This window comes from Dinoroseobacter sp. S124A, assembly GCF_049801015.1.
Taxonomy (GTDB): Bacteria; Pseudomonadota; Alphaproteobacteria; order Rhodobacterales; family Rhodobacteraceae; genus Dinoroseobacter.
Window position 1 is genome coordinate 112990 of the sequence record NZ_JBNAGD010000009.1, and the last position, 25838, is coordinate 138827.

27 protein-coding genes and 1 tRNA gene are annotated in these 25838 nt (G+C 66.0%); 14 read left to right on the forward strand and 14 right to left on the reverse strand.

Translation table 11 applies throughout. From position 1 onward, the window contains the following. Positions 1-28: 28 nt before the first annotated feature. Both ACP15I_RS19400 and ACP15I_RS19405 read right to left on the reverse strand, forming a co-directional pair. Positions 29-104 (reverse strand) — tRNA-Ala (locus ACP15I_RS19400). Between the two features lie 94 nt (positions 105-198). Continuing rightward, a complete protein-coding gene (locus tag ACP15I_RS19405; RefSeq protein WP_424967977.1) occupies positions 199-534 on the reverse strand; it encodes a TIGR02300 family protein in 336 nt (111 codons plus the stop codon). 103 nt (positions 535-637) lie between these two features. Between ACP15I_RS19405 and ACP15I_RS19410 the strand changes: the two genes are divergently transcribed. Both ACP15I_RS19410 and ACP15I_RS19415 read left to right on the forward strand, forming a co-directional pair. Continuing rightward, positions 638-1330, forward strand: coding sequence for a M48 family metallopeptidase (locus tag ACP15I_RS19410; protein WP_424976312.1), 693 nt, complete (start codon positions 638-640; stop codon positions 1328-1330). A gap of 32 nt (positions 1331-1362) precedes the next feature. Then, positions 1363-2022 (forward strand): GntR family transcriptional regulator, encoded by a 660-nt coding sequence (locus ACP15I_RS19415; RefSeq protein WP_424967975.1) that lies wholly within the window; start codon positions 1363-1365, stop codon positions 2020-2022. Positions 2023-2043: 21 nt separating this feature from the next. On the opposite strand, the gene ACP15I_RS19420 is transcribed toward ACP15I_RS19415, so the two are convergent. The 4 genes from ACP15I_RS19420 to cobU all read right to left on the reverse strand — a co-directional run bounded on the left by ACP15I_RS19420 (position 2044) and on the right by cobU (position 4956). After that, complete coding sequence (locus tag ACP15I_RS19420; protein ID WP_424976313.1) at positions 2044-2730, reverse strand: glutathione S-transferase; 687 nt, start codon at positions 2728-2730, stop codon at positions 2044-2046. Positions 2731-2815: 85 nt separating this feature from the next. After that, positions 2816-3814 carry an NADP-dependent oxidoreductase gene (locus ACP15I_RS19425; RefSeq protein ID WP_424976314.1) on the reverse strand — a complete coding sequence of 333 codons (999 nt, stop codon included), beginning with the start codon at positions 3812-3814 and terminating at the stop codon, positions 2816-2818. A 45-nt stretch (positions 3815-3859) separates the two neighbouring features. Further along, positions 3860-4432: a histidine phosphatase family protein gene (locus tag ACP15I_RS19430; protein ID WP_424976315.1), complete on the reverse strand. Its 573-nt coding sequence runs from the start codon at positions 4430-4432 to the stop codon at positions 3860-3862. Then, positions 4429-4956, reverse strand: a complete 528-nt coding sequence (cobU, locus tag ACP15I_RS19435; protein ID WP_424976316.1) for a bifunctional adenosylcobinamide kinase/adenosylcobinamide-phosphate guanylyltransferase — start codon at positions 4954-4956, stop codon at positions 4429-4431. Before cobU ends, ACP15I_RS19430 begins: the two co-directional genes overlap by 4 nt. Positions 4957-5070: 114 nt before the next feature. Between cobU and ACP15I_RS19440 the strand changes: the two genes are divergently transcribed. The 7 genes from ACP15I_RS19440 (at position 5071) to ACP15I_RS19470 (ending at position 13199) form a co-directional block, all read left to right on the forward strand. After that, positions 5071-5952: an RNA polymerase factor sigma-32 gene (locus ACP15I_RS19440; RefSeq protein ID WP_424967970.1), complete on the forward strand. Its 882-nt coding sequence runs from the start codon at positions 5071-5073 to the stop codon at positions 5950-5952. A gap of 35 nt (positions 5953-5987) precedes the next feature. Continuing rightward, a complete protein-coding gene (locus ACP15I_RS19445; protein ID WP_424976317.1) occupies positions 5988-6752 on the forward strand; it encodes a ChaN family lipoprotein in 765 nt (254 codons plus the stop codon). Positions 6753-6822: 70 nt separating this feature from the next. Continuing rightward, positions 6823-8016 (forward strand): bifunctional phosphopantothenoylcysteine decarboxylase/phosphopantothenate--cysteine ligase CoaBC, encoded by a 1194-nt coding sequence (coaBC, locus tag ACP15I_RS19450; RefSeq protein ID WP_424976318.1) that lies wholly within the window; start codon positions 6823-6825, stop codon positions 8014-8016. Beyond that, positions 8013-8480: a dUTP diphosphatase gene (dut, locus tag ACP15I_RS19455; protein ID WP_424976319.1), complete on the forward strand. Its 468-nt coding sequence runs from the start codon at positions 8013-8015 to the stop codon at positions 8478-8480. The genes coaBC and dut overlap by 4 nt, the downstream gene beginning before the upstream one ends. A gap of 4 nt (positions 8481-8484) precedes the next feature. Continuing rightward, positions 8485-9525 (forward strand): molybdopterin-synthase adenylyltransferase MoeB, encoded by a 1041-nt coding sequence (gene moeB / locus ACP15I_RS19460; protein ID WP_424976320.1) that lies wholly within the window; start codon positions 8485-8487, stop codon positions 9523-9525. 590 nt (positions 9526-10115) lie between these two features. Further along, positions 10116-12146, forward strand: a complete 2031-nt coding sequence (locus ACP15I_RS19465; RefSeq protein ID WP_424976321.1) for a M3 family metallopeptidase — start codon at positions 10116-10118, stop codon at positions 12144-12146. Positions 12147-12299: 153 nt separating this feature from the next. Then, entirely contained in the window at positions 12300-13199 is a 900-nt protein-coding gene (locus tag ACP15I_RS19470) for a PAS domain-containing protein (RefSeq protein ID WP_424976322.1), read from the forward strand. Here the strand turns inward: ACP15I_RS19470 and ACP15I_RS19475 are convergent, their stop codons facing one another. After that, entirely contained in the window at positions 13200-13787 is a 588-nt protein-coding gene (locus ACP15I_RS19475) for an SH3 domain-containing protein (RefSeq protein WP_424976323.1), read from the reverse strand. Between the two features lie 133 nt (positions 13788-13920). Between ACP15I_RS19475 and ACP15I_RS19480 the strand changes: the two genes are divergently transcribed. The 3 genes from ACP15I_RS19480 to ACP15I_RS19490 all read left to right on the forward strand — a co-directional run bounded on the left by ACP15I_RS19480 (position 13921) and on the right by ACP15I_RS19490 (position 16224). Next, a complete protein-coding gene (locus tag ACP15I_RS19480) occupies positions 13921-14907 on the forward strand; it encodes a 2-hydroxyacid dehydrogenase (protein WP_424967962.1) in 987 nt (328 codons plus the stop codon). Positions 14908-14990: 83 nt separating this feature from the next. Beyond that, a complete protein-coding gene (locus ACP15I_RS19485; RefSeq protein WP_424967961.1) occupies positions 14991-15329 on the forward strand; it encodes a carboxymuconolactone decarboxylase family protein in 339 nt (112 codons plus the stop codon). 295 nt (positions 15330-15624) lie between these two features. Beyond that, the gene (locus tag ACP15I_RS19490; RefSeq protein ID WP_424976324.1) at positions 15625-16224 is read left to right on the forward strand and encodes a hypothetical protein; all 600 of its coding nucleotides are present in this window, start codon (positions 15625-15627) and stop codon (positions 16222-16224) included. A gap of 117 nt (positions 16225-16341) precedes the next feature. On the opposite strand, the gene ACP15I_RS19495 is transcribed toward ACP15I_RS19490, so the two are convergent. The 3 genes from ACP15I_RS19495 to ACP15I_RS19505 form a co-directional block, all read right to left on the reverse strand. Next, positions 16342-16911: a Hint domain-containing protein gene (locus tag ACP15I_RS19495; RefSeq protein ID WP_424976325.1), complete on the reverse strand. Its 570-nt coding sequence runs from the start codon at positions 16909-16911 to the stop codon at positions 16342-16344. A gap of 110 nt (positions 16912-17021) precedes the next feature. Continuing rightward, complete coding sequence (locus tag ACP15I_RS19500; protein WP_424976326.1) at positions 17022-19529, reverse strand: GcvT family protein; 2508 nt, start codon at positions 19527-19529, stop codon at positions 17022-17024. A 162-nt stretch (positions 19530-19691) separates the two neighbouring features. Continuing rightward, positions 19692-20765 (reverse strand): FkbM family methyltransferase, encoded by a 1074-nt coding sequence (locus tag ACP15I_RS19505; protein WP_424976327.1) that lies wholly within the window; start codon positions 20763-20765, stop codon positions 19692-19694. 132 nt (positions 20766-20897) lie between these two features. On the opposite strand from ACP15I_RS19505, the gene panB reads away from it, so the two are divergent. Both panB and ACP15I_RS19515 read left to right on the forward strand, forming a co-directional pair. After that, on the forward strand, positions 20898-21728 hold the full coding sequence (gene panB, locus ACP15I_RS19510) for a 3-methyl-2-oxobutanoate hydroxymethyltransferase (RefSeq protein WP_424976328.1): 831 nt from the start codon (positions 20898-20900) through the stop codon (positions 21726-21728). Between the two features lie 100 nt (positions 21729-21828). Beyond that, entirely contained in the window at positions 21829-22023 is a 195-nt protein-coding gene (locus tag ACP15I_RS19515) for a YgaP family membrane protein (RefSeq protein ID WP_424967955.1), read from the forward strand. A 167-nt stretch (positions 22024-22190) separates the two neighbouring features. Here the strand turns inward: ACP15I_RS19515 and ACP15I_RS19520 are convergent, their stop codons facing one another. The 4 genes from ACP15I_RS19520 to ACP15I_RS19535 form a co-directional block, all read right to left on the reverse strand. Continuing rightward, positions 22191-23279: a BMP family ABC transporter substrate-binding protein gene (locus tag ACP15I_RS19520; protein ID WP_424967954.1), complete on the reverse strand. Its 1089-nt coding sequence runs from the start codon at positions 23277-23279 to the stop codon at positions 22191-22193. 185 nt (positions 23280-23464) lie between these two features. Further along, positions 23465-24391 (reverse strand): ABC transporter permease, encoded by a 927-nt coding sequence (locus ACP15I_RS19525; RefSeq protein ID WP_424967953.1) that lies wholly within the window; start codon positions 24389-24391, stop codon positions 23465-23467. After that, positions 24391-24690, reverse strand: coding sequence for a hypothetical protein (locus ACP15I_RS19530; RefSeq protein ID WP_424976329.1), 300 nt, complete (start codon positions 24688-24690; stop codon positions 24391-24393). Before ACP15I_RS19530 ends, ACP15I_RS19525 begins: the two co-directional genes overlap by 1 nt. Then, positions 24687-25772 carry an ABC transporter permease gene (locus ACP15I_RS19535; protein ID WP_424976330.1) on the reverse strand — a complete coding sequence of 362 codons (1086 nt, stop codon included), beginning with the start codon at positions 25770-25772 and terminating at the stop codon, positions 24687-24689. The genes ACP15I_RS19530 and ACP15I_RS19535 overlap by 4 nt, the downstream gene beginning before the upstream one ends. Positions 25773-25838 lie beyond the last annotated feature (66 nt).

Genomic DNA, 25838 nt, shown 5'->3' on the forward strand with positions numbered 1-25838 from the left:
CGACACAGACCACCAGAGGGGGGGGATTTGGTGGAGCCTAGCGGGATCGAACCGCTGACCTCCTGCATGCCATGCAGGCGCTCTCCCAGCTGAGCTAAGGCCCCAAACCGAAGCGGTCGCTATCGCATCCGCTGGCGTTGTTTATGTAAGCCGCGCGAGGAGTGCAAGAGGGATTCTCACGCTCTTTGCGCGCCTTTTTCAGGAGTCGTCATCCTCGGATGCGACGTCCTTCAGATCGTCGAGCGCTACGGTGTCATCATCATCGTCATCGTCGAGCACGTCATCGGCGAGATCGACATCCGCGTCATCATCCGCGTCGTCGAGCACCACGTCTTCGGCCTCGGTTGCGTCGTCTTTCAGTTCCTCCGGTGCGGCTTTCTTGTCGCGGGTCAGGGACACCGACGACTTGCGACCGGTCTCCAGCACGACTTCCTCGCCGGTATACGGGCTGATGATGGGCGTGCGGTTCAGGTCGTAAAAGCGTTTACCGGTGGTCGGGCACAGGCGTTTTACGCCCCAGTCTTCCTTGGGCATTCGAGTTCCTCTTTGCAGCGGCTGCTGGATCGGATCGGGGTCGGTTGCCACAAGCAGATGGGCGTGTCAAAGCCTTTTGCAAGGTCAGCACCACGGGGAGCCTATGCGCGACGTCGAACTTGAAGGGGAGCCGCCGATCCAGGTCGCCTTGCGCCGGTCCGGTCGGGCCAAGCGCTATGGGCTGCGCGTCTCGCGGCTGGACGGGCGGGTGACGCTGACCGTTCCCACCCGCGGGAGCGAGCGCGAGGCCCTCGCCTTCCTGCGCGAAAAGGAGAGCTGGGTCCGGGCGCAGGTCGCGCAACTGGTGGTCGCACAGATCGTCGGGATCGGCGATCGCATCCCGGTCGAGGGCCGGCCGGCACGGCTTGTCCGCACCGAGGCCCGGCGCGGCGGGCTGGTGGGCGATTTCATCGAGGTGCCCGAGCGGGTTGCCGCGCCGGGGGCCTATGTGGCGGGCCTGTTGAAGGCCGAAGCGCGCGAGCGGCTGACCGAAGCCAGCCTCGACTATGCCGCACAGGTCGGGCGCAAGGTCTCAGGCATCACCCTCAAGGACACCCGCTCGCGCTGGGGCTCCTGCAGCTCCGCGGGGCGGCTGATGTATTCCTGGCGGCTGATCATGGCCCCGCCCGAAGTGCTCGATTATGTCGCAGCCCATGAAGTCGCGCATCTTGTCGAGATGAACCATTCGGCGGCCTATTGGCGCGTGGTGGCGGATATCTGCCCCGATTACGCCCGCCACCGTGCGTGGCTGCGGCAGGAAGGCGCGGGCCTGCATCGCTACCGGTTCAAGGATTGACGCGGGCCGGGGCCATGGGTCTGATGCGCGCCATGCTACTGACACCGCGCCCGAACGATCCGGCCCCGGCCGCCCCCCATGTGCATGACCGGGTCTACCGGTCCCTGCGCACCCGCATCATGCATGGGGAGCTCGAGCCGGGCACAGCGCTGACTTTGCGCGGGATCGGCAAGGAATACAGCGCTTCCATGACACCCGCCCGCGAAGCTGTCCGTCGTCTGGCGGCCGAAGGGGCGCTGACCCTGACCGCCTCGGGCCGGGTCTCGACGCCCGAGCTGTCCAACGAGCGGATCGAGGAGCTTGCGGCCCTGCGCTCCCTTCTGGAGCCGGAACTGGCCGCGCGGGCCATGCCCCGGGCCCATATCGCGCTGATCGAACGGCTGGAGATGATCCAGACCAGTATCGCCCAGGCCATCGCCCGCGAGGATGCGGTGGGCTATCTGCGCACCAATCTGGAATTTCACCGCACGCTGTACCTGCGGGCCCAGGCGCCGGCGATCCTCGCCATGGCCGAGACGGTCTGGCTGCAGCTCGGACCGACCATGCGCAAGCTTTACGGCAGGTTGCGACGCACCGAGGCGCCCCATTTCCACAAGCTGATCATTGCCGCGCTGAAGGCCGGGGATGAACCCGGCCTGCGATTGTCCGTTCGGATGGATGTGACACAGGGCCTGAAACTGCTGGCCCAGTAGGGTGGCGGTCGCGGGCGGGCTTCAGCCCGGCCAGTCGACGGTCTCGAACTCCCGCAGATAGGTGCTCTGCTCGGCCTGTGCGAGCCCCTTGGCCCGCCAGTCGCGCAAAGGGCCATGGGCCAGATGCGCTGTCACATAGGCCTGGGCCTGCGCCCCGACCGACAGGCCATAGCCCGCGATGCGCATGGCCACGGGCGCGAAGAAAGCATCCGCGAGCGTGTAGTCCCCAAACAGCCACGGCCCCTCGGCGGGGCAGGCCGCCCACAGGGCCTCCAGCCGGTCGAGATCGGCGCGCACCGCCTCGGAGACCGGCACACTGCGATAGGCCACGCGCAGGTTCATCGGGCAAGCCTCGCGCAGGGCGGTGAAGCCGCTATGCATTTCCGACACGAGGCTGCGGGCCAGCGCGCGCGCGACCGGGTCCGCAGGCCACAGCCCGGCCTCCGGGTGGCGCTCGGCGAGGGTCTCGGCGATGGCGAGGCTGTCGCTCAGGACCCCGCCTTCGGGCAGGCGCAGCATCGGGACGGTGCGCGGCGCGGCGGCCCCGGTCAGCCCGGGCGCAAAGGCCGCGAGGTCGTCGCGGAACCCGGCTGTGTACATCCGAGTCTCGGTGAGCGTGTGGGGCAGGTCAAAGGCAGCGAGGCAGAGCCAGCCTCGCAAGGACCAGCTTGAATAGGAGCGGTCGGCGATCAGAAGGTCATAAGTCATGGGCCCCGTTTACCTCGGGGGTATTCATCTGAAAAACGCTATCTCGTGACAAAAATCATCACCAAACGTGATGGATGCCTTGGGCTCAGACCGCGATGATCAGTTTGCCGGTGTTTTCGCCGCGATAGAGCATCCCGATCGCGCCGGGGGCGTGCTCGGGCCCGTCGAGGATATGCTCGCGCGTGGTGATCTGCCCGGCACGCAGCCAGTCCGCGAGGGCGGTGCGGGCCTCCGCCAGACGGTCCTTGTAATCGAAGATCAGAAAGCCCTGCATCCGGGCCCGGGCCACCAGCATCTGGCGGTGCACCCTTGGAGCTGACGGGATCGGATCCCATTCGGTCACGGCGGCGGTGCCACAAATCGTGATCCGCGCGCCTAAGGCGAGATGTCCCATCACCGCGTCGGAAATCGGCCCGCATGTGTTGTCGAAATAGCAATCCACCCCGTCCGGGCAATGGCGCGCAAGGGCCGCCTCCACATCCTCGGCCTTGTAGTCGATGGCCGCGTCATACCGAAAATCCGACAGACATTGCGCGACCTTCTCCGGCCCGCCCGCGATCCCGACCGTCCGGCAGCCTTTGAGCTTGGCGATCTGCCCAACCGCCGAGCCCACCGCGCCTGCGGCGGTGGAGACGACCACCGTATCGCCCGCCTTGGCCCCGCAGCTCTCCAGCAGGCCGAAATAGGCCGTGGTCCCGTTCAGCCCGAGAATTCCCAGCGCATAGCTCCGGGGCAGGTCCGTTTCGGTGACCTTCCGGGCGAGTGTGTCCCCGTCGACCAGCGCATGGGTCTGCCAGCCAAGCAGCCCCTCGACCACGTCCCCCTCTGCGTAGTCCGGATGGCGCGAAGCGATCACATCCCCCACTGCAAAGGACCGCATGGGCGTCCCAAGCGCCACGGGCGGAGAGTAATTCGGCACGTCATTGGCCCAGCCCCGCATGGCGGGATCGACGGACCAATGGCTGGTGCGGACCAGGACCTGCCCGGCGGCGATCTCGGGCACCGGGGACTGGATGATCTCGAAATGCGCGGGGCTCGGCACGCCCACGGGGCGGCGCGCCAGAATGACCTGTGTGTTCTGCATGGGCTCTCCTCTTGGGCGGAGTGGGCCCGATCTGCGGGGGCGGGGTCAAGGCCGGGTGTTGATGGCCACCGCCTCCCAGGTCGATCCGCTCTGGCGCAGATGGGTCACCGAGAGGTTGTCGATCTTGTGGGCAAAGGTCTCGCGCGCGGGGATCCGGAGGGCGCGTTGCACCTGCGTGAGGATCACGCCGAAATGCGCCACGGCGATCACCGGGCCGGGCCCAGCATAGGTATCGACCCAGCCATCCACCCGGGTCCGCAAGGCGTTCCAGCTCTCGCCACCGGGCGGAGCATTGTCGCCGGGCTGGTCCCAGAAGGCAAAGATCCGCTCGGGATCCTCGGCTTCGATGTCGGCGAAATTGCGCATCTCCCATGCGCCGAAATGCATCTCCCGCAAGGCGGGTGCATGGGGCAGGCGGACCCGCCCGGGGGCCACGGCATCGGCAGTCGCGACGGCGCGGCTGAGATCCGAGGACACGCAGGTGGCCTCGCGCGGCAATGCGCGGTCGATCCGCGCGATGGCCGCGGCCTCGCTCAGATCTGCAGGCAGGTCGGTCCAGCCGACCATGCCCTTCGCGTGGGTCGGGCCATGGCGCACCCAGTACCAATCCCGGGTCATGCGCTGCCCTTGAGGAACAGGGGCAGCCCGGCCGTCACCAGCACCACGCATTCCGCCTTCGCGGCCAGACGCTGGTTCAGACGCCCCTGCGCGTTGCGAAAGGTGCGGCCCAGCTTGTGCTCGGGCACCACCCCCATCCCGGTCTCGTTGCTGACCACCACCACCGGGGCGGCGCAATCCTCCAGCGCCTCAAACAGATCCTCGACCGCGAGCGCGACCTCCTCCTCGGCCAGCATGACATTGCTCAGCCACAGGGTCGCGCAATCCAGCAGCACGACCTCCGATGCTTCCACCTGCTCGAACGCCGCCGTCAGATCCCGGGGCGCCTCGATCGTGCGCCAGTCCGGACCGCGGCTTTCGCGATGATCCGCGATTTTTTTTGACATTTCTTCGTCGAATGCCATGGCCGTCGCGATATAGACACGAGGGCGTCCGGCTTTCGAGACAACCCCTTCTGCGAACGCAGATTTTCCGGAAGCTGCCCCGCCGAGGACCAGCGTCAGCCGAGGCAATTCGACGCGCATTTTTCGCTCCTTTCGGAAAATATCGTCATTTCTGGTGATCCAAATAGGACCTCCGCGCGTAACTCATATGCCAAGCGATAAAATGGGACGCAACGTTTCCAGCAGGGGGTTGATATGGCACTAGACGGTTATTCAGGTGAAATGAGCCTGTCACGGCGTGCGATGCAAGCGGAGCTGCTCGACGCGGAAACGGAACTGAAACTGGCCTATGCCTGGCGCGATGAGCGGGACGAAGAGGCGCTGCACCGTCTGATCACCGCCTATATGCGTCTGGCAATTTCCATGGCCGCCAAGTTCAAGCGTTACGGCGCGCCCATGAATGACCTGATTCAGGAAGCCGGGCTGGGCCTCATGAAGGCCGCCGACAAATTCGACCCGGATCGCGGTGTGCGCTTTTCGACCTATGCGGTCTGGTGGATCAAGGCCTCGATCCAGGACTACGTGATGCGCAACTGGTCCATGGTGCGCACGGGCTCGACCTCCTCCCAGAAATCGCTCTTCTTCAACATGCGCCGGGTTCAGGCCCGTCTGGAACGCGAGGCTGCCGCGTCGGGCGATCGTCTCGACAAGCACCAGCTGCGCCAGATGATTGCGACCGAGGTTGGCGTCCCGCTCCACGATGTGGAGATGATGGAAGGCCGCCTTGCAGGCTCCGATTACTCGCTCAACGCCACCCAATCCACCGAGGATGAGGGCCGCGAATGGATCGACACGCTGGAGGATACCAGCGTGCAGGCCGCCGAGACGGTCGAGCAGGATCACGACATCGAGGCCCTGCGCGGCTGGCTGGTCACCGCCATGGAGGCCCTGAACGAGCGCGAGCGCTTCATCGTCCGCGAGCGCAAGCTCCGCGATCAGGCGCGCACGCTGGAAAGCCTCGGGCAAGAGCTTGGCCTGTCTAAAGAGCGCGTGCGTCAGCTTGAGGCTGCCGCCTTTGGCAAGATGCGCAAGAGCCTGATGAACCAGACCTCCGAGGTTCGCCAATTCTTCGCCTGAGCCTTCTTGCCTTCGCTTTGCTCGCCCGCCCGGTTGTGGCGGGCGAAATCACGTCCGAGGACCTGACCGCGCTGCCCGAGGCCGATGTGGTCATTCTGGGCGAGCTGCATGACAGCCCGGTCCACCATCTGAATCAGGCCGCCGCCGTGGCCGCGCTCGCCCCCAGCGCGCTGGTCTTCGAAATGCTCTCGCCGGGGCAGGTGCAGGGGCTGTCCGAGCTGGAGCGTGAGGATGCCGAGACCCTCGGCGCCGCGCTGAACTGGGCCGAGAGCGGCTGGCCCGATTTCGATTTCTATTGGCCGATCTTCGCTGCGGCCCCCGACGCGCCGCTCTATGGCGCAGCGCTGCCGCGCGCGCTGGTGCGCGGCTCGGTCGCGGCGGGCCCGGCGGCGAGCTTTGCCGAAGCGGGCGGGGATCCGGTGCTCTACGGGCTGGATCAGCCCTTGCCCGAAAGCCAGCAGACCGAGCGCGAAGCGATGCAGATGGCCGCCCATTGCGATGCCTTGCCCGAACATATGCTCGGCGGAATGGTCGGCGCGCAGCGCCTGCGCGATGCAGCCTTTGCCGAGACCGTGCTCGACGCGCTGGAGGCCCACGGTCCGCCAGTCGTCCTGATCACGGGCAATGGCCATGCGCGCACGGATTGGGGCGTGCCCTTCTATCTGGCCCGGGTCGCGCCCGAGGTCTCGGTCTACGCGCTGGGCCAGCTTGAGGAGGCCCCGGAAGAGGCGCCGCCCTTTGACGGCTGGCTCGTCACCGCCCCGACCGAGCGCGACGACCCCTGTGCCGCATTCCGCTGAACCGCTCGGTGGTTGAGTTCCCGGGCGGGGCACCCTACACCTTGGTCAGCGGCGGTAAGGAATTCCCTGGATGCTGGCAGGCAAACGACTTCTCCTGATTATCGGTGGCGGGATCGCGGCGTATAAGGCGCTCGACCTGATCCGGCAGGCGCGCCGCGCGGGCGCGACGGTGACCCCGGTCCTGACCCGGGCGGCGGAGGAGTTCGTCACCCCGCTCAGCGCCTCGGCCCTGGCCGCCGAGAAGGTCTATCGTGACCTCTTTGACCTGACCGACGAAGCCGAGATGGGCCATATCGAGCTCAGCCGCTCGGCGGATCTGGTGGTGGTCGCTCCGGCCACGGCGGATCTGATGGGCAAGATGGCGGGCGGATTGGCGAATGATCTGGCCTCGACCCTTCTGATGGCCACGGACACGCCGGTGATGATCGCGCCGGCCATGAATGTGCGCATGTGGGAGCACCCCGCGACCCAGCGCAACCTCGCGATCCTGCGGGGTGACGGTGTGACCGTTATAGGCCCCGACGCGGGCGAGATGGCCTGTGGCGAGTTCGGTCCCGGCCGGCTTAGCGCCCCCGAAGCGATCCTCGCGGCGATCGAGGCCCATTTCGCCGAGGGGCCCCTGACCGGTCGCCATGTGCTGGTGACCTCGGGGCCGACCCATGAACCGATTGATCCGGTCCGTTATATCGCCAATCGCTCGTCTGGCGCGCAGGGGACTGCGATTGCCGCGGCGTTGCGGGATCTCGGCGCACGTGTGAGCTTTGTTACCGGCCCGGCGGATGTGGCCCCGCCAAGCGGGGTCAACGTTCACCGGGTCGAGACCGCTGACCAGATGCTGCGGGCGGTCGAGGCGGCCCTGCCTGCCGATGCGGCGGTCTTTGCGGCGGCCGTGGCCGATTGGCGGGTGGTCGATGCGGCCAGTTCCAAGATCAAGAAGGACGGGAGCGGTGCCTTGCCCAGCCTCAGTTTTGCCGAGAACCCGGATATCCTCGCCACGGTGTCCCAAGGGACGGCGCGCCCGAGCCTCGTGGTCGGCTTTGCCGCCGAAACCGATGACGTGATCGCCCATGCCACCGCGAAGCGCGCGCGAAAGGGCTGCGACTGGATCCTCGCCAATGATGTGAGCCCGTCCACGGGCATCATGGGCGGATCCGAGAACGCCGTGACGCTGATCTCGGAGGCGGGGGCCGAAGAGTGGCCGCGCATGGGCAAGGAGGCGGTCGCCGCCCGGCTCGCCGCCCGCATCGCCGAGGCCCTCGCATGAGCGTCCAGATCGCGGTGATCCGCGAGGACTGGGCCGATCCCGACGTGCCCCTGCCGCGCTACGAGACCGCCGGGGCCGCCGGTGCGGACCTGCGGGCGAACCTGCCCCCCGAAACCCGCGAGAGCGGTATCACGATCCAGCCTCTGCACCGCCTGATCGTGCCCACGGGCCTGCGCGTGGCGATCCCCGCAGGCTACGAGATGCAGATCCGGCCCCGCTCGGGGCTTGCCTTGCGGCATGGGCTGAGCCTGCCCAACACGCCGGGCACGATCGACAGCGACTATCGCGGCCCGCTGGGTGTGCTCCTGACGGTGATCGGGACCGAGCCTGTGACCCTGCATCACGGTGAGCGCATCGCCCAAGCGATCATCGCGCCGGTGGTGCAGGCCGCCTATACCTCGATTGTCAGCCTCGATGAGACCGCGCGCGGCAATGCGGGGTTCGGGTCGACCGGGCGGGAGTAACAGAGTGTTTTTCGTACTTTTCCTTGCCGGGGTGATCTGGCTGGTCGCGCGTCGGGCGGGCCTGCCTTCGCAGGCGCGCTGGCTGCTGGTGGGCTTGCTCTACGTGGCCGTGCTCGGGGTGCAGATCATCCTGCCCGAGGGGACACCGCTGCGCCAGATGACCGGCGGCTCGCCGGCGCTGTGGCTGCTGCTCGGCGCCTTCGCGGCGCTGGTCGTCGCCTATCGCGAGATCCTCAAGCGGGTCCGCGCGCGGGTTCAGGCGCCGCCCCCCGCAACGGGGGAGCAGCTCGGCCCCTTCTCGGATGTGGAGCTTGATCGCTACGCCCGCCATATCGTCATGCGCGAGATTGGCGGTGTCGGGCAGAAACGGCTGAAGGATGCCAAGGTGCTGGTTGTCGGGGCCGGGGGGCTCGGCTCGCCCGCGCTGCTCTATCTCGCCGGGGCCGGGGTCGGCACGATCGGGGTGATCGACCACGACACGGTCAGTCTCAGCAACCTGCAGCGGCAGGTGATCCATACCGATGCCCGCTCGGGCATGCCCAAGGTTTTCTCGGCCGAGGCCGCCATGAAGGCGCTGAACCCCCATGTCACCGTGCGCCCCTATAACCGACGGCTGACGGCGGAGATCGCGGAAGAGCTCTTTGCCGATTACGATCTGATCCTCGATGGCAATGACACGTTTCAGACGCGCGCGCTGGTCAACAAGGCCGCCGTGGCGACGGGCAAGCCCCTGATTTCCGGTGCGATTGCCCAGTGGGAAGGGCAGATCAGCCTGTTCGACCCGGTGCGCGGCGCGCCCTGCTATGCCTGCATCTTTCCGACCGAGCCTGCCGATGGGCTCGCGCCGAGCTGTGCCGAGGCGGGCGTGGCCGGGCCCTTGCCGGGCGTGATCGGGACGATGATGGCGCTGGAGGCGATGAAAGAGATCACCCAGGCGGGCGAGGGGCTTGGGGGGCGCATGATGCTCTATGATGCGCTGAGCGCCGAGACCCGGACCGTCAAGCTCAAGCGGCGGGCGGACTGCCCGGTCTGCGGAGACATCTAGCGCGCGTTTTCCAAGACGGGCGAAGGCATGACAGGCGATCGGTGCTGATCGTGATTGCGGCAGGCTTTGCGCGTGCACTGTCCTTGGGAAAAGATGCCTCGACTATCCAAGCGGGCGCGCAACGCAGCGCCACCGGGACGGAAACCACATGGCAGAGCCCCGACGTGCTCGCGCGGCGCGACCCTACTATGCGTATCTGGATGGCGAACTGCTCGGGTGGCCGCGGAGGCGGGACTGGACGCAAGGGCTGCAAACCTGCCGCTGCTGTCGGAAGCGACGGACCCGAAGGCGCTTCCCGGGCGGCCTTTCGCCCGGCACAGCGCGCTGAACCGGGGCCCGGACGGTCAGGCCGCCGTTCTCTGTCCCCATTTGGCGCGCTCCTCCTTGGCGCGGGAGGTCATGGCGCGGACCAAGGGTAACTGGGCCAGTCGGGACCCGTCGCATCTCGATCCCGGGCCGAAGTGACCCGCCCGCCGCCGGGGCAGATCCCGCGCGCCGGGTATTTGACCGCCTTCATGGGGGCGCCGGGCTCTGGGCTGGTTGTTGCGGCCCCTGCCAGGACCTAGGTTGAGGACAAAGGAGATCTGCCCATGACCGACGCTTCCAATCCGCTGCTCGAGACCTGGACCCCGCCTTATGGCCTGCCGCCGTTCGATCGGATCACCGATGCCCATTACGCGCCGGGGCTGGAGGCGGCGCTGACCGAGGCGCGGGCCGAGATCGCGGCGATTGCCGACGCTCAAGAGGCCCCGACCTTCGACAATACGATCCGCCCGCTGGAGGCCGGCGCGCGGAAACTCGGGCAGGTTCTGCGCGTCTTCTTCCACGTGGCGGCCACGGACAGCACTGCGGAGCGCGAGGCGCTACAAAAGGATTTCAGCGGCAAGCTCAGCGCCTATAACTCCGAGGTGATCACCAATGCCGCCTTGTTCCGGCGGATCGCAGCGGTCTGGGCCGCGCGCGCGGATCTCGGCGCCGAGGAGGCCCGGGTCACGGACCTCTATTACAAGGATTTCACCCGGTCGGGGGCCGCGCTCGAAGGGGCGGCCAAGGACCGGATGACCGATATCAAGGCGCGGCTGGCCCTTCTGGGGACCGAGTTCACCCAAAACCTGCTGGCCGACGAGCGGGATTGGGTGATGCCGCTGGCCGAGGGCGACCTCGAAGGGTTGCCGGATTTCGTGATCGCGACCGCGAAATCTGCCGCCGAAGAGCGTGGCATGGAAGGGCATGTTGTGACCCTGTCGCGGTCCCTGATCGTGCCCTTCCTGCAATTCAGCCCCCGGCGGGATCTGCGCGAACAGGCCTATGAGGCCTGGGTGGCCCGGGGGGAGCATGACGGCCCCACGGACAATCGCGGCATCGCGGCCGAGATCCTCGCCCTGCGGGACGAGCGCGCCAAGCTTCTGGGCTATGGCAGCTTTGCCGATTACAAGCTCGAACCGGAAATGGCCAAGACGCCCGCTGCCGTGCGCGATCTGCTGATGTCGGTCTGGGCCCCGGCCAAGGCCTCGGCCGAGGCGGATGCGGCCGTCCTGACGGGCATGATGCAGGAGGATGGTGTCAACGGCCCTCTGGAGGCCTGGGACTGGCGCTACTACTCCGAGAAGCGGCGGCAGGCCGAGCATGATCTCGATGAGAGCGAGCTCAAGCCCTATCTGCAACTCGACAAGATGATCGATGCGGCATTCGACTGCGCCGCGCGGCTCTTTGGGCTGAGTTTTGCGCCGATCGATGCGCCGCTGGCCCATCCGGACGCCCGCGCATGGGAGATCCGGCGCGGTGACCGCCTGATGGCGGTGTTTGTTGGCGATTACTTTGCGCGGGCGGGCAAGCGCTCCGGCGCGTGGTGCGGGTCGCTGCGCTCGCAACACAAGCTGGACGGGGACACGCGGGCCATCGTCACCAATGTCTGCAATTTCGCGAAACCGGCGGCGGGGCAGCCCGCGCTGCTGAGCTTTGACGACGCGCGCACCCTGTTTCACGAGTTCGGCCATGCGCTGCACCATATCCTGTCGGATGTGTCCTATCCGATGATCTCGGGCACCTCCGTGGCGCGCGACTTTGTCGAACTGCCGAGCCAGCTCTATGAGCATTGGCTGGAAGTGCCCGATGTGCTGCAGCGCTACGCGGTTCATGCAGAGACCGGCGCGCCCATGCCCGATGACCTGCTCGGGCGGATGCTGGCGGCCTCAACCTATGACATGGGGTTCCAGACCGTGGAATACGTGGCCTCGGCGCTGGTCGATCTGGCCTTTCACGAGGGCGCGGCCCCGGCGGATCCCATGGCGCGGCAGGCGGAGATCCTGTCCGATATCGGCATGCCCCACGCGATCCGGATGCGCCACGCGACGCCGCATTTCGCCCATGTCTTCTCCGGAGACGGCTATTCCTCGGGCTATTACAGTTACATGTGGTCCGAGGTGATGGATGCCGACGCCTTCGCCGCTTTCGAAGAGGCGGGCAGCGCCTTTGACGCGGATATGGCCAGCAAGCTGGAGACCCATATCCTCTCGGCGGGCGGATCCGAGGAGGCCGACGCCCTCTATCAGGCCTTCCGCGGGCGGATGCCGGGAGTCGAGGCTCTGCTCAAGGGGCGCGGGCTCGACAAGGCCGCCTGAGCGGCCAGATTTGGTTCCCCGGTCGATGGCGCGCGCGGTCTGCGGCATCGACCGGACTACCGCCCGATCCGGGATGTGAAGAAAAACAGGCGTTTTTGCGGAATTCGTGCTATGGTTGTGTGACCATCACACCATCAGTGAGGGACGCAGATCGTGTTTCAGACTGCCCCGACCGACGCCGAGATAGAAACCGCAGCTCTTGCTGCGGAGCTTGTGGAAGGCCGCACAGAGATGCTGCGGCACCTGTTTGCGGCTGCGAATGCCACGTCGCCCATCGTGATCTGGGATCCTTTTGACCGGGATCTCAAACATCCGGTGGTGCGGGCCTTCGCCTCGACACTCAGGCCCATTGCCGACGCGCAAAAACGGGTGACGCAGGCGGCGCTGGACGCTGCCGATCTCTCGGGGTTTTCCGATTGGATGATGCGGCTGGAACCCATCCGGGACGCCGATGGTAGTGTCCGGGATTTCCGCTATCTGCATTACGGGTCCGAGATCGCCGCGAGCTATGGGCGCGATATGACCGGCGGATACACCTCCGAGATCGGTGGCCATATCTCGTCATTCTTTGCCGCGCTCTATCACGCGGTTCTGGGCCGGGGCGAATGGGTCAAGAGCATTCACGAGCCCCCTTCCGAAGTCTTCGCCCGGATCTGGCGGCGGCTGATCGTGCCGGTCTATGACGCCGCTGGCGAGATCGTGCAGATCGCGGTGCTGAACGTTGCCGATAATGATCTGCGCGCCGGGCTGGAGGCCGTGCCCGATCCGGTGATGGTCGTGCGCCAGAACGGCAATGTGACCTTTGCCAATGGCGCGGCCCGGGCTCTGTTCGGCGAGCGCCGGTTCCTGAGTGATCCGGTGACGCTGGAGGCTTATTCCGGGATCGTCCTGGATTTGAGCCAGCCGCGGGATTCCGTGCTGGACCGGCGTGTCCATACCGAAGAGACACAGGTCGGCGTCAATAACAGCCTGATCGTGCATTTCCGCGTGACCCGCAGCGTGATCTTCTACCGCGAGCAGCTTTACTATCTGGTGATTGCCAAGCCCGAGTGATCACTCGAGCGGGGCGTGGGACACGCCCCAGAGCTGATCTTCGCTCATCCAACCGCGCGTGCGGCCCACGCGGACGCGGCACCAGTCCCGTTCACATCCCTCGAGCCGGGCGATCACGCCAAGCTCGGCATGGGCGCGGATCGGGGCATCGGCGGTGGGGTGGCTGAGCACCGGGGCGAGATCCTCTTCGATGATCACCGTGCGTGCGCCGCTCAGCAGCGAGTAGTGCATCCAGCCGCCCGCGCCGTCCCGGTCCCGGACCCGGCGCCAATGGCCATACTCCCCGGTGATCTCGAGCGGCATGTTGCGATGCTTGAACACCCAGTCGATCCGATGGGTCAGGCTGGGGCCGCGACGCACATTGCCTTCCTTCGCTTTCATCGACACGAAGCGCGGAATGGGCAGGTTGGTCTCGGGGCCGGTCTGGGGTTTGGGCGCGGCGGCTGTCTCTGCAGGGGTCGGGGCGGTGGGGGTCGTTTCGGCCAGTGCGCTCACGGGTCCCAGCAGCAGCGCGGCCAGAACGGCCAGCGACCACCGCGGAGTGCGGATGCCACGGAAGAAACGACCACGGATTGCGCGGTTGATCATAGGTGCCTCGACTGCTCGCCCGGGCTTGGAATTCGGCCCGGTAATTTTATTGCGCTGAGGGGTCTATCTGCTTGCCCCTGTTCCTGACTTATTGCCAGTATGGCGCCGAGTTGAAAAGTGTGGAGGTGGGCCGATGCCCGGTGAACGCCTGAGTGTTGTCGTCACGCGACGGTTGCCCGACGCGGTGGAGACGCGCCTGAAGGAGCTGTTCGACGTAGAGCTCAACGAGAGTGATACGCCGATGTCCCGCGAGGCGTTGCAGGGGGCGATGCGGCGGGCCGATGTGGTTGTCCCCACGGTGACCGATACGATCGATGGGGCAATGCTGGCCAGCGCCGGCGATCGGCTGAAACTGATCGCGAATTACGGGGCGGGGGTGGACCATATCGATGTCGCCACCGCACGCCAGCGCGGCATCCATGTGTCGAACACGCCCGGTGTTCTGACCGATGATACGGCGGATATGACCCTTGCGCTGATCCTTGCGGTCACGCGGCGGATCCCCGAGGGGCTTGCGCTCATGCAGGCCGGGACCTGGACCGGCTGGAGCCCCACGGCCCTGATGGGCGGTCGGGTCGCCGGTCGCCGCCTGGGCATCCTCGGCATGGGCCGGATCGGGCAGGCCGTGGCGCGGCGGGCCAAGGCGTTTGGCATGCAGATCCATTATCACAACCGCCGTCGCCTGCATGCAGGGATCGAAGAGGATCTGGAGGCCACCTATTGGGAGAGCCTCGACCAGATGGTCAGCCGGATGGACGTGATCTCGGTGAACTGTCCGCACACGCCCTCGACCTTTCACCTGATGAATGCGCGGCGGCTCAAGCTGATGAAACCGTCTTCGGTGATCGTGAACACCTCGCGCGGAGAGGTGATCGACGAGAACGCCCTGACGCGGATGCTGCGCGCCGGCGAGATCGCCGGGGCCGGGCTCGACGTGTTCGAGCATGGGCATGAGATCAATCCGCGCCTGCGCGAGCTGCCCAATGTGGTGCTTCTGCCCCATATGGGCTCGGCGACCGAGGAGGGACGCTCGGAGATGGGTGAGAAGGTCATCATCAACATCAAGACCTTTGATGACGGGCACCGGCCGCCCGATCTGGTGGTGCCCTCGATGCTCTGACCGCGCCGGTTGATCCGGATCAAAGCCCGGCGCGGGTTTGGCTGTCATGTCTCCCTGTGAAAACATTCACAAAGGAGAATATGATGGAATGGACCGGCTTCATGTCCGACATGCGCGGCGATCTGAAAACCCTCAACGCGGCCATGCCCGAGACGGCGCGCGCCTTTGGAACGCTGACCAAGGCGGCCAAGGAAAGCGGTGTGCTCGACCTGAAATCCCGCGAGTTCGTGGCCTTGGGCATCGCGGTCTCGCAGCGTTGCGCGCCCTGCATCGGGTTTCACGTGGAAGCGCTCGCCAAGGCCGGAGGTACGCGGCAAGAGCTTGTGGATGTCCTGAGCATGGCGGTCCAGATGGGGGGCGGCCCGTCCTTCATGTATGCCGCCGAAGCGCTCGCAGCCTGGGATACGCTCGTGGCGGAGTGATCGGGCCCTCCGCTGCTGACGGACGCCATTCGTAGGTTTTTCCCCGAGGTTCCGCTACTCTACGCCATAGCGCCAAGCCACACCGGGTTGGCCTTGTTCCGATGCCCAAACCATGGGAGGCCACCGCATGACAGCCCTTTTTTCCGTGATCGCAAGTGCGGCACTGGTCCTGATGCTCTGGCCCCAGACCGTTGCGGCCCAAGACGCTGGGGGACTATGGCGGGATGCTTGCCTTGTCGAGTCGCGCACGCGAGGGGCCGGAACACTCCCGACTGCATGCCCGCGCGGTAAGGTTATGCAGGGGGGCTTGTGCTACGATACCTGCCGCTCTGGCTATGCCGGGGCCGTGACCATGTGCGTGCCCGATTGCCCCTCGGGCTTCCGCGATGACGGGCTCTATTGCGCCAAACCAGCGTCTTACGGGCGCGGGGCGGGCTATGCCTGGCAGCCTGCGGATTGGTTCAGCGATGCGGGCATGTTTGCGCGCTGCGAAGCCGACCATGGGCGCGGGAATTGCGAGAAGTCTGGGCTGATTGTCTATCCGAAATGCAAAAGCGGCTTCGTCGCGGTGGGGGCCAATGTCTGCTCGCCGCAATGCCCGTCCAACACCGTGGATATCGGAGTGTCCTGTCAGAAAAACACCTATGATCGCGGGGTTGGGACGCTCCCGATCTGTGGAAGCGGTCGGGAGAACGACGCAGGGCTCTGCTATCCTTCTTGTCCGGCGGGGCTGCGCGGCGTCGGTCCTGTCTGCTGGCAAAATGGCTGCCCCTCGGAGTTTCCAGTCGCCTGCGCCTCTGTCTGCGCGCGCAGCGCAGAGGCCTGCGAGGCGATCACCGGCTTGTTGATCGTGGCTGTGGAAAACTTGGGGCGCTTGTCCTGGTGCGCTCGTTGAGTTTGAACCTGCCAGAGACGGCAGGGCGCTCTCACACAGAAACGCGCCGCTGGTCCGAGCGCCGCACAAGCCGGTTCGGCGACCCGCTGCGGGCCACTTCGCTTCTGGGACGCGCGGTCAGGTCCCGTGTGTTGGCGGGGTGCCTGCGGTCCCCAAAGGCTCAGGCAGCTGACCGGGTCGTGTTTTTGCGCCCCGGCATTCGAGGATCACACCGCTGACCATGACGCTTTGCGGGCGCTCGAAAACCAGTCGGTACCAGACCAGCGGTGCGTCGAGATCGAAGAGCGTCGCGGCATTCACCCCGTCAAGCTGACCGACCAGATCCTGCGCCTTGAGCCGCAGGGTCGGATGCTCGGAACCGGCATCGATCAGGTGCGCCGGAACCCGCACGGGCTGATCCGGTGCAAGCAGGAGCGCGCGTTGCGGCATCATCGGGCCAAAAGCGCGCGCCGCGATCCGGATGGGCGGCGCAAGGGTGGCATCCACCCGACTGCGCGGTTCGATCACCACGTCCTTGACCGGTTGCAATCCTTCGGTGCGTGTCACCACCAGATCGCCCGGGTTCAGATTCTCGATCCAGCGGTCGCCATATGGGTTGCGGATGCTGGCCCCAGCCCCGATCCCGCCCGGCCCCCCTTTGGGTTCCTGTGGCGCAAGGGCCGTGTCGTCACGGGACATATGGCTCATGGCAGGCTCCTGATCCGGGCAGCGCGGATCCCGGACGGGGCAGATCGTCCGGGTGTCGGGGTCAGCCTAGAGCAGAGGCCTTAACAGCCCGTAAGCCCGCGCAGTCCCGCTCAGCCGTCCTTGCGGATCGCTGCGTTGCTCGGGTCATAGGGGCTGTCCTCGGTGATCTCGGCATCCCAGAGTTCGCCCAGCATCCGCACCTTGAGCTTCGTGCCCGGCACGGCGAGATCCGGGCGGACATAGCCCATGCCGATGCTCTGGCCGAAGGCGACCGAGTAACCGCCGGAGGTCAGACGCCCGACCTTGGTGTCCGGCCCGGCAGGCGCATCCGCCAGATAGAGCGCCTCGCGCCCCCAGGGATCTGCGTCCCCAGGCCCATCGATGCGCAGGGTCACGCATTTTGAGCGGATCCCCAGAGCCTCCATCGCCGATTTGCCGTGGAAGTCTTTGGACAGGTCGACAAAGCGATCGAGCCCGGCCTCCAGCGGGGTCGCGTCGCGGCCCAGTTCGGTGCCGAAGGCGCGATAGGATTTCTCTTGCCGCAGCCAGTTCTGCGCCCGCGCGCCCACCGGTGTCAGGCCGAGATCGGCGCCCGCCTCCATAAGCTGGTCGAACAGGTAGTTCTGCATCTCGATCGGGTGGTGCAGCTCCCATCCCAGCTCGCCGGTATAGGCCACGCGGATCGCCATGGTGGGGCACATCTTGAGCTCGATATCTTTCGCGCTGAGCCAGGGGAAGCGCTTGTTCGACAGGGCCGTGCCCGGCTCGGGGTCGCGGATCAGCTTGGCCAGAATGGCTCGCGCATTGGGACCAGCCAGTGCGAAAACCCCGTATTGCGAGGTCACATCCTGCAGGACCATGGGCCCAAACTCGGGCATCTTGTCGGCGATGGCCTTTTGCAGGAAATCCGCGTCATAGGCCTGCCACGCCCCGGCGGAGACGAGGTAATACTGATCCTCCGCCTGGCGGACGATGGTGTATTCGGTCCGGGTGGTCCCGGCGGAGGTCAGCGCATAGGTCAGGTTGATCCGGCCCACGCGGGGCAGCTTGTTGGTGGTGAACCAGTCGAGGAACCGGGTCGCGCCCGGCCCGGTCAGCACATGCTTGGTAAAGGCGGTGGCGTCGATCAGGCCCGCGGCTTCGCGGATCGCCTTGGCCTCGGTCACGCTATGCTCCCACCAGCCGCCGCGGCGGAAGCTGCGCGCGGCGTGATCGTCGAAGCCTTGCGGGGCGAAGTAGTTCGGACGCTCCCACCCGTTGACCTGCCCGAACTGCGCGCCGAGCGCCTTCATCCGGTCATAGCACGGCGCGGTTTTCAGGGGACGGCAGGCTTCGCGCTCCTCATCCGGGTGGTGCAGGATGAAAACGTGAGAATAGCATTCCTCGTTCTTGCGCATGGCGTATTCGGTGGTCATCCAGCTGCCGTAGCGCTTGGGATCGAGGCTGGCCATGTCGATCTCGGCCTCGCCTTCGATCATCTGCTGGGCGAGGTAATAGCCCGTGCCGCCTGCCGCCGTGATGCCGAAGCTGAAGCCTTCGGCGAGCCACATGTTGCGCAGCCCCGGCGCGGGGCCGAGCAGGGGGTTGCCGTCGGGCGTATAGCAGATCGGGCCGTTATAGTCGTCCTTGAGGCCCACGGTCTCGGAGCTGGGGATCCGGTGGATCATGGACATGTATTCCTCCTCGATCCGTTCGAGATCCAGCGGGAAGAGGTCGGCGCGGAAACTATCTGGCACGGCATATTCGAACCGCGCCGGGGCGTTTTGCTCGTAAGGGCCGAGGATCCAGCCGCCGCGCTCTTCGCGGACATACCATTTGGCATCCGCATCCCGCAGCACCGGGTGTTCGGGGTTGGAGGCGCGCCACTCCACCAGCGCCGGATCCGGCTCGGTGACGATATATTGGTGTTCGACCGGGATGGCGGGGATCTTGATGCCCAGAAGTCGCGCGGTGCGTTGCGAGTGGTTGCCCGTGGCGGTGACCACATGTTCCGCATGGATCGTGATCTGCTCGTCCGAGGGGACGAGATTGCCGCCCTTTTCCACCATCTTGGTGCAGGTGACGTCCCAGTGATCTCCGGTCCAGTAATAGGCGTCGACCTGCCAGCGCCGCTCGATCATCACCCCGCGCTGGCGCGCGCCCTTGGCCATGGCCTGCGTGACGTCGGCCGGGTTGATATAGCCGTCGGTGGGATGAAGGATCGCGCCCTTCAAATCCTCGGTCCGCACCAGCGGGTAGCGGTCCTTGATGTCACTTGGCGAGAGCCATTCATAGGGCACGCCCACGGTCTCAGCCGTGGAGGCGTAGAGCATATACTCATCCATCCGCGCCTGAGTCTGGGCCATCCGCAGGTTGCCCACGACCGCGAAGCCCGGGTTGAGGCCGGTTTCTTCCTCAAGCGTCTTGTAGAACTTGATCGAGTAGTCGTGGATATGGCTCGTGGCGTAGCTCATGTTGAAATAGGGCAGAAGCCCCGCCGCATGCCAGGTTGAGCCAGAGGTCAGCTCGTCCCGCTCCAGCAGCATGACATCGGACCAGCCGCCGCGCGCCAGGTGATAGGCAATGGAGGTGCCGACCGCACCACCGCCGACGATCAGAGCTTTGACATGGGTTTTCATCGGGAGCCTCCTTCGCGCAACGGGCTCAGCATAGCAAAGCCGCACGGGCGCGCGCCGTCCTGCCGACCCATGGCGGTGCGAATGCGACCTGTGCCGTGCCCTTTGATCCCGCCGCTGCGCTGGTTGAGAGGGTAGGAGCCTCCGGCGGGGATATTTGGAGACTTAAGGGAGGGGGTGCGGATCCGAGCCTGGTGCGGGGGATCGAGGCTGCGCGTAGATCACTGTTTCCGCGGCAATGGGCGCGTGGGTTTCCAGATGCAGGCTATGGCCCGGCAGGGTGCGGCGCAGCCAAGGGAGCAGCTCGAAAATTTGCCAGCCATGATAGGTGCAGATCGCCAGTTTCGGCGCGAAACGCTGCAGGGTCTGGAGGCCGCCTTGCAGGGCGCGGAGCTCCATCCCTTCGATATCCATCTTGATAAGATCCACGCGGGGGAGGGACTGGGACGCGACCAGCGCGTCAAGCGTGGTGGTCACGGCCTTGGGGCCACTGGTCTGCCCTTCTGGCGCGATATGGGCCCCCGTGGTGGCGCCTGCCAGGTGGATCTCTTCACCGTCCCGGTCGGAGATCGCTGCGGGCAGAGATGTGATGCGCTGGGACAGGTCCGGATTGGCGACGCGGTTTCGGGCTTGCAAAGCCAGTTCCGTCGGGGTCGGCTCGATGGCGAGCACGCGTCCCTTGCGGCCGACCACCGCCGCAAAAGCGAGGCTTGTATCGCCCGCCCCTGCGCCAAAATCGAGGGCGATATCGCCCGGTTCCGGCCCGATCCGCAGCCCGTCGCGATCGAGGAAATACTGACGCTCGAGAAAGGGGCTGATCGCATTGCCATACGGGGCGAGGTAGTGCAGCGGCGTGTCGCCAAAGCTCAGGCTGTGCATCTCGAGCCCGGCCTCATCGGGTTGGCGGCTGATCACGCGGTCATGGGCGGCCACATGGGCCTCCCACCGATCCCGGGCCGTCATGGCAAAGCGCGTCGGACCAAGAAGCTTCGCGGCAAAAAACTCCTCCAACCGCGTGCGGGAGGTCGCGTCGTCGAGCATGCCCTCCAGCGCGTCGATCTCAGCCGCGCGGTCCTCGAGAAACGCCGCCTTCTGGGGCAGCATATGAGGCGGCACCCGGTAGCGGGCGAGCAGGGAATTCAGCGGCTCGGCCACAGATGCGAGCGCGGTTTCGCTGTCCTGCGCGAGGGAGGACGCCACTCGTGCGCGCAGCCGGTCAGAGAGAGAGGGGGCGGTCATGGGCGCTCCATTGCTGAGACCAGTGCTCGCATGCGGCGCGCCTTCTGGCAAGCGCCTGGGGCTGCGCGGATTGGCCCTGTTGAGCGGAAGCAAGGCTTGCCGCACATCTGCCGCAGTTTTGGAGGTGCTCCCATGTCCGCTCAACCCCAGCCCGAGACCCCGTCCGCCCCGATCCGCCGGACCACCGTGCCGCAGATCGCCGCGCGCAAAGGGGGCGAGGCGATTGTCGCCCTGACCGCGAGCCATGTGCAGTTTGCTCAGATCCTCGACGCTTATTGCGATGTGCTTCTGGTGGGGGATAGCCTTGGGATGGTGACCCATGGGTTCGACACAACCCTGCCGGTGAGCGTGGAGCTGATGATCGCCCATGGCGCGGCGGTGGTGCGGGGGACGCAACGGGCGCTGGTCGTGGTGGACATGCCCTTCGGATCTTACGAGGAATCCCCGCAGGTGGCGTTCCGCAACGCCGCGCGGATCATGGCCGAGACCGGCTGTCAGGCTGTGAAGCTTGAAGGCGGCGCGCGCATGGCCGAAACGATCGCTTTCCTGACGGCGCGGGGCATCCCCGTCATGGCGCATATCGGCCTGACACCGCAAAGCTCGAACGCCATGGGAGGCTTCAAGACCCAGGGCCGCGACACCGAGAGCTGGCCCTTGCACCATGCGGATGCCCGGGCCGTGGCCGAGGCGGGGGCCTTCTCGGTGGTGCTGGAGGGGATGGTTGAACCTCTGGCGGCCGAGGTCTCGGCAGCCTGTACGATCCCAACGATCGGGATTGGCGCGTCAAAAGTCTGCGACGGCCAGATCCTCGTGATGGAAGACATGCTGGGCCTTGGCGCCTGGGCCCCGAAATTCGTGCGCAAATTCGCGGATCTGCGCGCCGAGGTGGACCGGGCCGCGGGGGCTTATGCCGCCGCCGTCCGGGATCGCAGCTTTCCCGACAAAGATGAGACCTATGGCTAAAGCTGTGCTTGTCGCAGCGCTTTGGTGACTGTGTCACCGACACGACCGGCGGGCGCGGGCGATACTGCGGTCAGGATCTGACACGCAAAGGAGTCGCATCATGACCCGCAACGAAGGCACGCTCGACCGCGCATTGCGCATCATCGCAGGGCTTGTCCTGCTCTCGCTCGTTTTCATCGGCCCGCAAACCCCCTGGGGCTGGGTCGGCATTGTCCCGCTCCTGACCGGGCTCGTCGGCTACTGCCCGGCTTACTCGATCTTCGGGATCAACACCTGCGGGCTGAAGAAAAGCTGATCGTTTGGCGCGTCCGGGCCTTGGGCGCTTCCGCCATCTTCCCCCGACAAGGCCCGCATCAGACGTGAAAAAGGGGCAGCGCCGTTCCGCGCTGCCCCTTCCTCTTAAGTCTCTAAATATCCCCGCCGGAGGCCCGCGCCGCAGGGCGCGCCCCGCGCGGTGCCGGATCAGTTTGGAATGTCGCCGGTGATCCCCTGGACGTAGAAGTCCATTGTCACGAGCTGCTCATCCGTGGCGACCTCGCCTTCGGCGAGAAAGACGCTGCCATCCTGCTTCATGATCGGCCCGGTAAAGGGATGGTACTCGCCCGCGGTGATCGCGGCGATCATGGCTTCTGCCTCGGCTTTGACCTCTGCGGGCACGGGCGCGGTGATCTCGCCGATCACGACTTCGCCTTCGGCCATACCGCCCCAGCTGTTCACCTGCTCCCATGTGCCATCCATCACGGCCTGCACGCGCTTGATGTAATAGGGGCTCCACTCGTCAATGATCGACGCAATACGCGGGGAGGGCTTGTAGGCGGCCATGTCATTGGCCTGGCCGAAGCCGTAAACGCCTTCGGTCTTGGCCATCTCGGCGAGCGGCGCGGTCGAATCCGTGTGCTGCATGATGATGTCGACACCCTGCTCCAGCAGGGCCTTGGCGGCATCCGCTTCTTTCGCGGGATCATACCACGTATAGGCCCAGACCACGCTGATCTCGACATCGGGGTTCACCTTCTGCGCATGCAGGAAGGCCGAGTTGATGCCCTGGATCACTTCGGGGATGGGGAAGGAGGCGATATAGCCGATCTTGTTGGTCTTGGTCATGCTGCCGGCGATATGACCCAGCACGGCGCGCCCTTCATAGAACCGGGCGTTGTAGCTCGAGACATTCGGATGCAGCCGCTTGTAGCCCGTGGCATGCTCGAATTTCACATTCGGAAAGCGCGCGGCGATGGTGTTCACCGGATCCATGTAACCGAAGGAGGTGGCAAAGATGATATCCGCGCCGGAGAGGGCCATCTGGGTCATGACGCGCTCGGCATCGGCACCCTCGGGCACGATCTCCTGATACACGGTCTCGACCGCGTCCCCGAAATGCTCTTCGACGGCCAGGCGGCCTTCATTGTGCTGGGTGTTCCACCCGCCATCATTGATCGGTCCGACCATGATGAAGCCGACCTTGGTCTTGTCTTCGGCAAACGCGCCACTGCTGACCCCTGCTGCCAGTGCGGCCGCGAGTGCGGCGCTCTTCAATGCGAAGCGGAATTTCATACGTCTTCTTCCCTGTGAAACCGGTTGTTGTTGAGCCCGTCCGGGAGGGCGTCGCGTGGCATTATCCTACAGAGCGCCGCGCCAGCGGCAAGGGCGCGCGGGGCCCGAATGCTCGTGACTTGGGCGCGCGCCGCAAAATTGGGCGCTCTGCGAAACACATCGTCCCGCGCGGGGGCGGGGCGCGCCTAGCTTGAGGCGTGAAAACTGCGTCCGAGGGCGGCGGGCGCATTCAGGGCCGCGCGGGTCTTGTCCATGGACATCAGCACCAGCACGAGGATCGTGATCAGGTAGGGGCTCATGGACAAAAGCTCCACCGGGACCTTCACGCCCGCGGCCTGCAGGTTGAGTTGCAGCACGGTGATCCCGCCAAAGAGATAGGCCCCCAGCACGATCCGCCAGGGTCTCCAGCTGGCGAAGACGACGATGGCCAGCGCGATCCAGCCTGCCCCTGCGGTCATGCCCTCGGTCCATTGCGGCACCCTGATCAGGCTCAGATACGCCCCGCCCAGCCCGGCCAGCGCGCCGCCAAAGGCAATCGCCATCAGCCGGATCCGCACGACCTTGTAGCCGAGCGCATGGGCTGCATCATGGCTCTCGCCCACGGCGCGCAGGATCAGACCCGCCCGGGTAAAACTCAGGACCGCCCAGACCGCCGCCACGAGCGCGATCGAGATATAGACCATCAGGTCATGGGAAAAGAGGATCCGCCCGAGCACCGGGATATCCGACAGAGGCCCGAAATTCAGCGGCTCGGTGACCGGGGCCTTGATCCCCACATAGCCCTGACCGACCAGTGCCGAGAAGCCGAGGCCGAACAGCGTCAGCGCAAGCCCCGTGGCCACCTGGTTTGACAGCAGGAACTGCGTCAGCAGGCCAAAGATCATCGAGAGCGCCGCGCCCCCCAGCGCCGCGCAGACAAATCCGAGCGCCGGGCTCTCGGTCTCGACCGCGATGGCAAAGCCGCAGATCGCGCCAAAGATCATCATCCCCTCGACCCCAAGGTTCAGAACGCCCGCCTTTTCGCAGACCAGCTCACCGAGCGCGGCCAGCAGGATCGGGGTGGAGGCCACGATCAGCGAGGCAATCAGGATGACAGGGTTGATCGCGTCCATCAGTGGTGCTCCCCGAGGATGGCAAGACAGTAAAGGCAGACAGCCCCCCAGCCGAGTGCGAGCCCGAACCCCATGAGCGGGAGATGGGCAGGTTTCGGATGATGGGTCAGAAAACGCCGCGCCAGTGGGCGCGGTCGGGGCAGGCACAGGCCGAGTGCCATTGCCGTCAGAGCGACCGCCAGATGGGCGAGCACGAAGCCGAGGCCGAGTCCCCGTTCGGAATGCAGCAGAAAGGGAAGCATGAGCCCCAGCATCAGGCCCATAGCCACGGGCGGCGATGTCAGCTTGTGTCCGGTCATGCGGCAGACCTCCGCCCCAGCCGGATCCGGTAGTTCGACAGCACGTCGACCCCCAGAAGGAAGAACAGGAGCATCCCCTGGAAGGCCTGGATGGCGGCGGAAGGCAGGCCGAGCATGAATTGCGCCAGCTCGCCGCCGATATAGGTCAGCGCCATCAGGAGCCCGGCGAGCAGGATGCCGATCGGGTTCAGACGCCCGAGAAAGGCCACGATGATCGCGGTGAAACCGTAGCCCGAGTTGAAGTCGATGCTGATCTGACCGGCGGGGCCGGTGACCTCGAACAGGCCCGCAAGCCCCGCGAGCCCGCCCGAGACCCCAAGGCAGACCGCCACCAGCAGCGACGGGTTTACCCCGGCAAAGCGCGCGGCGCGCGGGGCCTGCCCGGTCAGCTTGATCTGGTAGCCCAGCAGGTGCCGGTTCAGCATGACATAGGCCGCGATCACCGCGACGAAGGCGGTCACCACGCCCCAATGCATGCCCGTGCCCGCGATAAGCTCGGGGTTGGACATGGCGTCGATCTGCGACAGGTTGCGCGAGCCCGGAAAGCCGCCGCCCTCGGGGTTGCGCAAGGCTCCGAGCGCCATGGAGGCGAGGATTGCCTCGGCGACATAGACCAGCATGAGCGAGACGAGGATCTCGTTCGTGCCGAACTTGATCTTGAGTAGGGCCGGTATCATCGACCAGGCCCAGCCGCCCAGAGCGCCCGCCAGCACCATGGCCGGAAATATCAGCGCGCTTTCAGTGGGATAGGCGGCCAACCCAACCGCGGCGCCGCAGATCGCGCCCATGATGTATTGCCCTTCGGCCCCGATATTCCAGATCCCGGCGCGGAAGCCGAGGCTGAGGCCGATGGCGATCAGGATCAGCGGGCCCGCCTTGATCAGAAGCTGCGGGCGCGAGAAGGCCGCGAATTGCTCAGAAAAGAGCGGGTCCCAGAAGATGGTGCGCAGGGCTTCGAACGGATCCTTGCCGAGGGCGGCAAAGAGGATGCCACCTGCGATCATGGTCAGGATCACCGCGACCACGGGGGTCAGCGTGGTCCAGAGGCGGGACGGGTTGGGGCGTTTTTCGAGACGGATCATGACAGGCGGGGCCTTGCGGGCAGGGAGCGCCCCGCTGCGCGCCGTTGGATCGGGCTGCGCGGGCAG

Bases quoted from the DNA above. Each gene is read 5' to 3' on its own strand.
- ACP15I_RS19525 (WP_424967953.1), bottom strand. From the start codon at position 24,391: ATGGACGCGATCAACCCTGTCATCCTGATTGCCTCGCTGATCGTGGCC.
- ACP15I_RS19410 (WP_424976312.1), top strand. From the start codon at position 638: ATGCGCGACGTCGAACTTGAAGGGGAGCCGCCGATCCAGGTCGCCTTG.
- ACP15I_RS19440 (WP_424967970.1), top strand. From the start codon at position 5,071: ATGGCACTAGACGGTTATTCAGGTGAAATGAGCCTGTCACGGCGTGCG.
- ACP15I_RS19425 (WP_424976314.1), bottom strand. From the start codon at position 3,814: ATGCAGAACACACAGGTCATTCTGGCGCGCCGCCCCGTGGGCGTGCCG.
- dut (WP_424976319.1), top strand. From the start codon at position 8,013: ATGAGCGTCCAGATCGCGGTGATCCGCGAGGACTGGGCCGATCCCGAC.
- ACP15I_RS19520 (WP_424967954.1), bottom strand. From the start codon at position 23,279: ATGAAATTCCGCTTCGCATTGAAGAGCGCCGCACTCGCGGCCGCACTG.
- panB (WP_424976328.1), top strand. From the start codon at position 20,898: ATGTCCGCTCAACCCCAGCCCGAGACCCCGTCCGCCCCGATCCGCCGG.
- ACP15I_RS19490 (WP_424976324.1), top strand. From the start codon at position 15,625: ATGCAGGGGGGCTTGTGCTACGATACCTGCCGCTCTGGCTATGCCGGG.
- ACP15I_RS19500 (WP_424976326.1), bottom strand. From the start codon at position 19,529: ATGAAAACCCATGTCAAAGCTCTGATCGTCGGCGGTGGTGCGGTCGGC.
- ACP15I_RS19465 (WP_424976321.1), top strand. From the start codon at position 10,116: ATGACCGACGCTTCCAATCCGCTGCTCGAGACCTGGACCCCGCCTTAT.
- ACP15I_RS19405 (WP_424967977.1), bottom strand. From the start codon at position 534: ATGCCCAAGGAAGACTGGGGCGTAAAACGCCTGTGCCCGACCACCGGT.
- ACP15I_RS19495 (WP_424976325.1), bottom strand. From the start codon at position 16,911: ATGAGCCATATGTCCCGTGACGACACGGCCCTTGCGCCACAGGAACCC.
- ACP15I_RS19535 (WP_424976330.1), bottom strand. From the start codon at position 25,772: ATGATCCGTCTCGAAAAACGCCCCAACCCGTCCCGCCTCTGGACCACG.
- cobU (WP_424976316.1), bottom strand. From the start codon at position 4,956: ATGCGCGTCGAATTGCCTCGGCTGACGCTGGTCCTCGGCGGGGCAGCT.
- ACP15I_RS19475 (WP_424976323.1), bottom strand. From the start codon at position 13,787: ATGATCAACCGCGCAATCCGTGGTCGTTTCTTCCGTGGCATCCGCACT.
- ACP15I_RS19530 (WP_424976329.1), bottom strand. From the start codon at position 24,690: ATGACCGGACACAAGCTGACATCGCCGCCCGTGGCTATGGGCCTGATG.
- ACP15I_RS19420 (WP_424976313.1), bottom strand. From the start codon at position 2,730: ATGACTTATGACCTTCTGATCGCCGACCGCTCCTATTCAAGCTGGTCC.
- ACP15I_RS19480 (WP_424967962.1), top strand. From the start codon at position 13,921: ATGCCCGGTGAACGCCTGAGTGTTGTCGTCACGCGACGGTTGCCCGAC.
- coaBC (WP_424976318.1), top strand. From the start codon at position 6,823: ATGCTGGCAGGCAAACGACTTCTCCTGATTATCGGTGGCGGGATCGCG.
- ACP15I_RS19430 (WP_424976315.1), bottom strand. From the start codon at position 4,432: ATGACCCGGGATTGGTACTGGGTGCGCCATGGCCCGACCCACGCGAAG.
- ACP15I_RS19505 (WP_424976327.1), bottom strand. From the start codon at position 20,765: ATGACCGCCCCCTCTCTCTCTGACCGGCTGCGCGCACGAGTGGCGTCC.
- ACP15I_RS19485 (WP_424967961.1), top strand. From the start codon at position 14,991: ATGGAATGGACCGGCTTCATGTCCGACATGCGCGGCGATCTGAAAACC.
- ACP15I_RS19415 (WP_424967975.1), top strand. From the start codon at position 1,363: ATGCTACTGACACCGCGCCCGAACGATCCGGCCCCGGCCGCCCCCCAT.
- ACP15I_RS19515 (WP_424967955.1), top strand. From the start codon at position 21,829: ATGACCCGCAACGAAGGCACGCTCGACCGCGCATTGCGCATCATCGCA.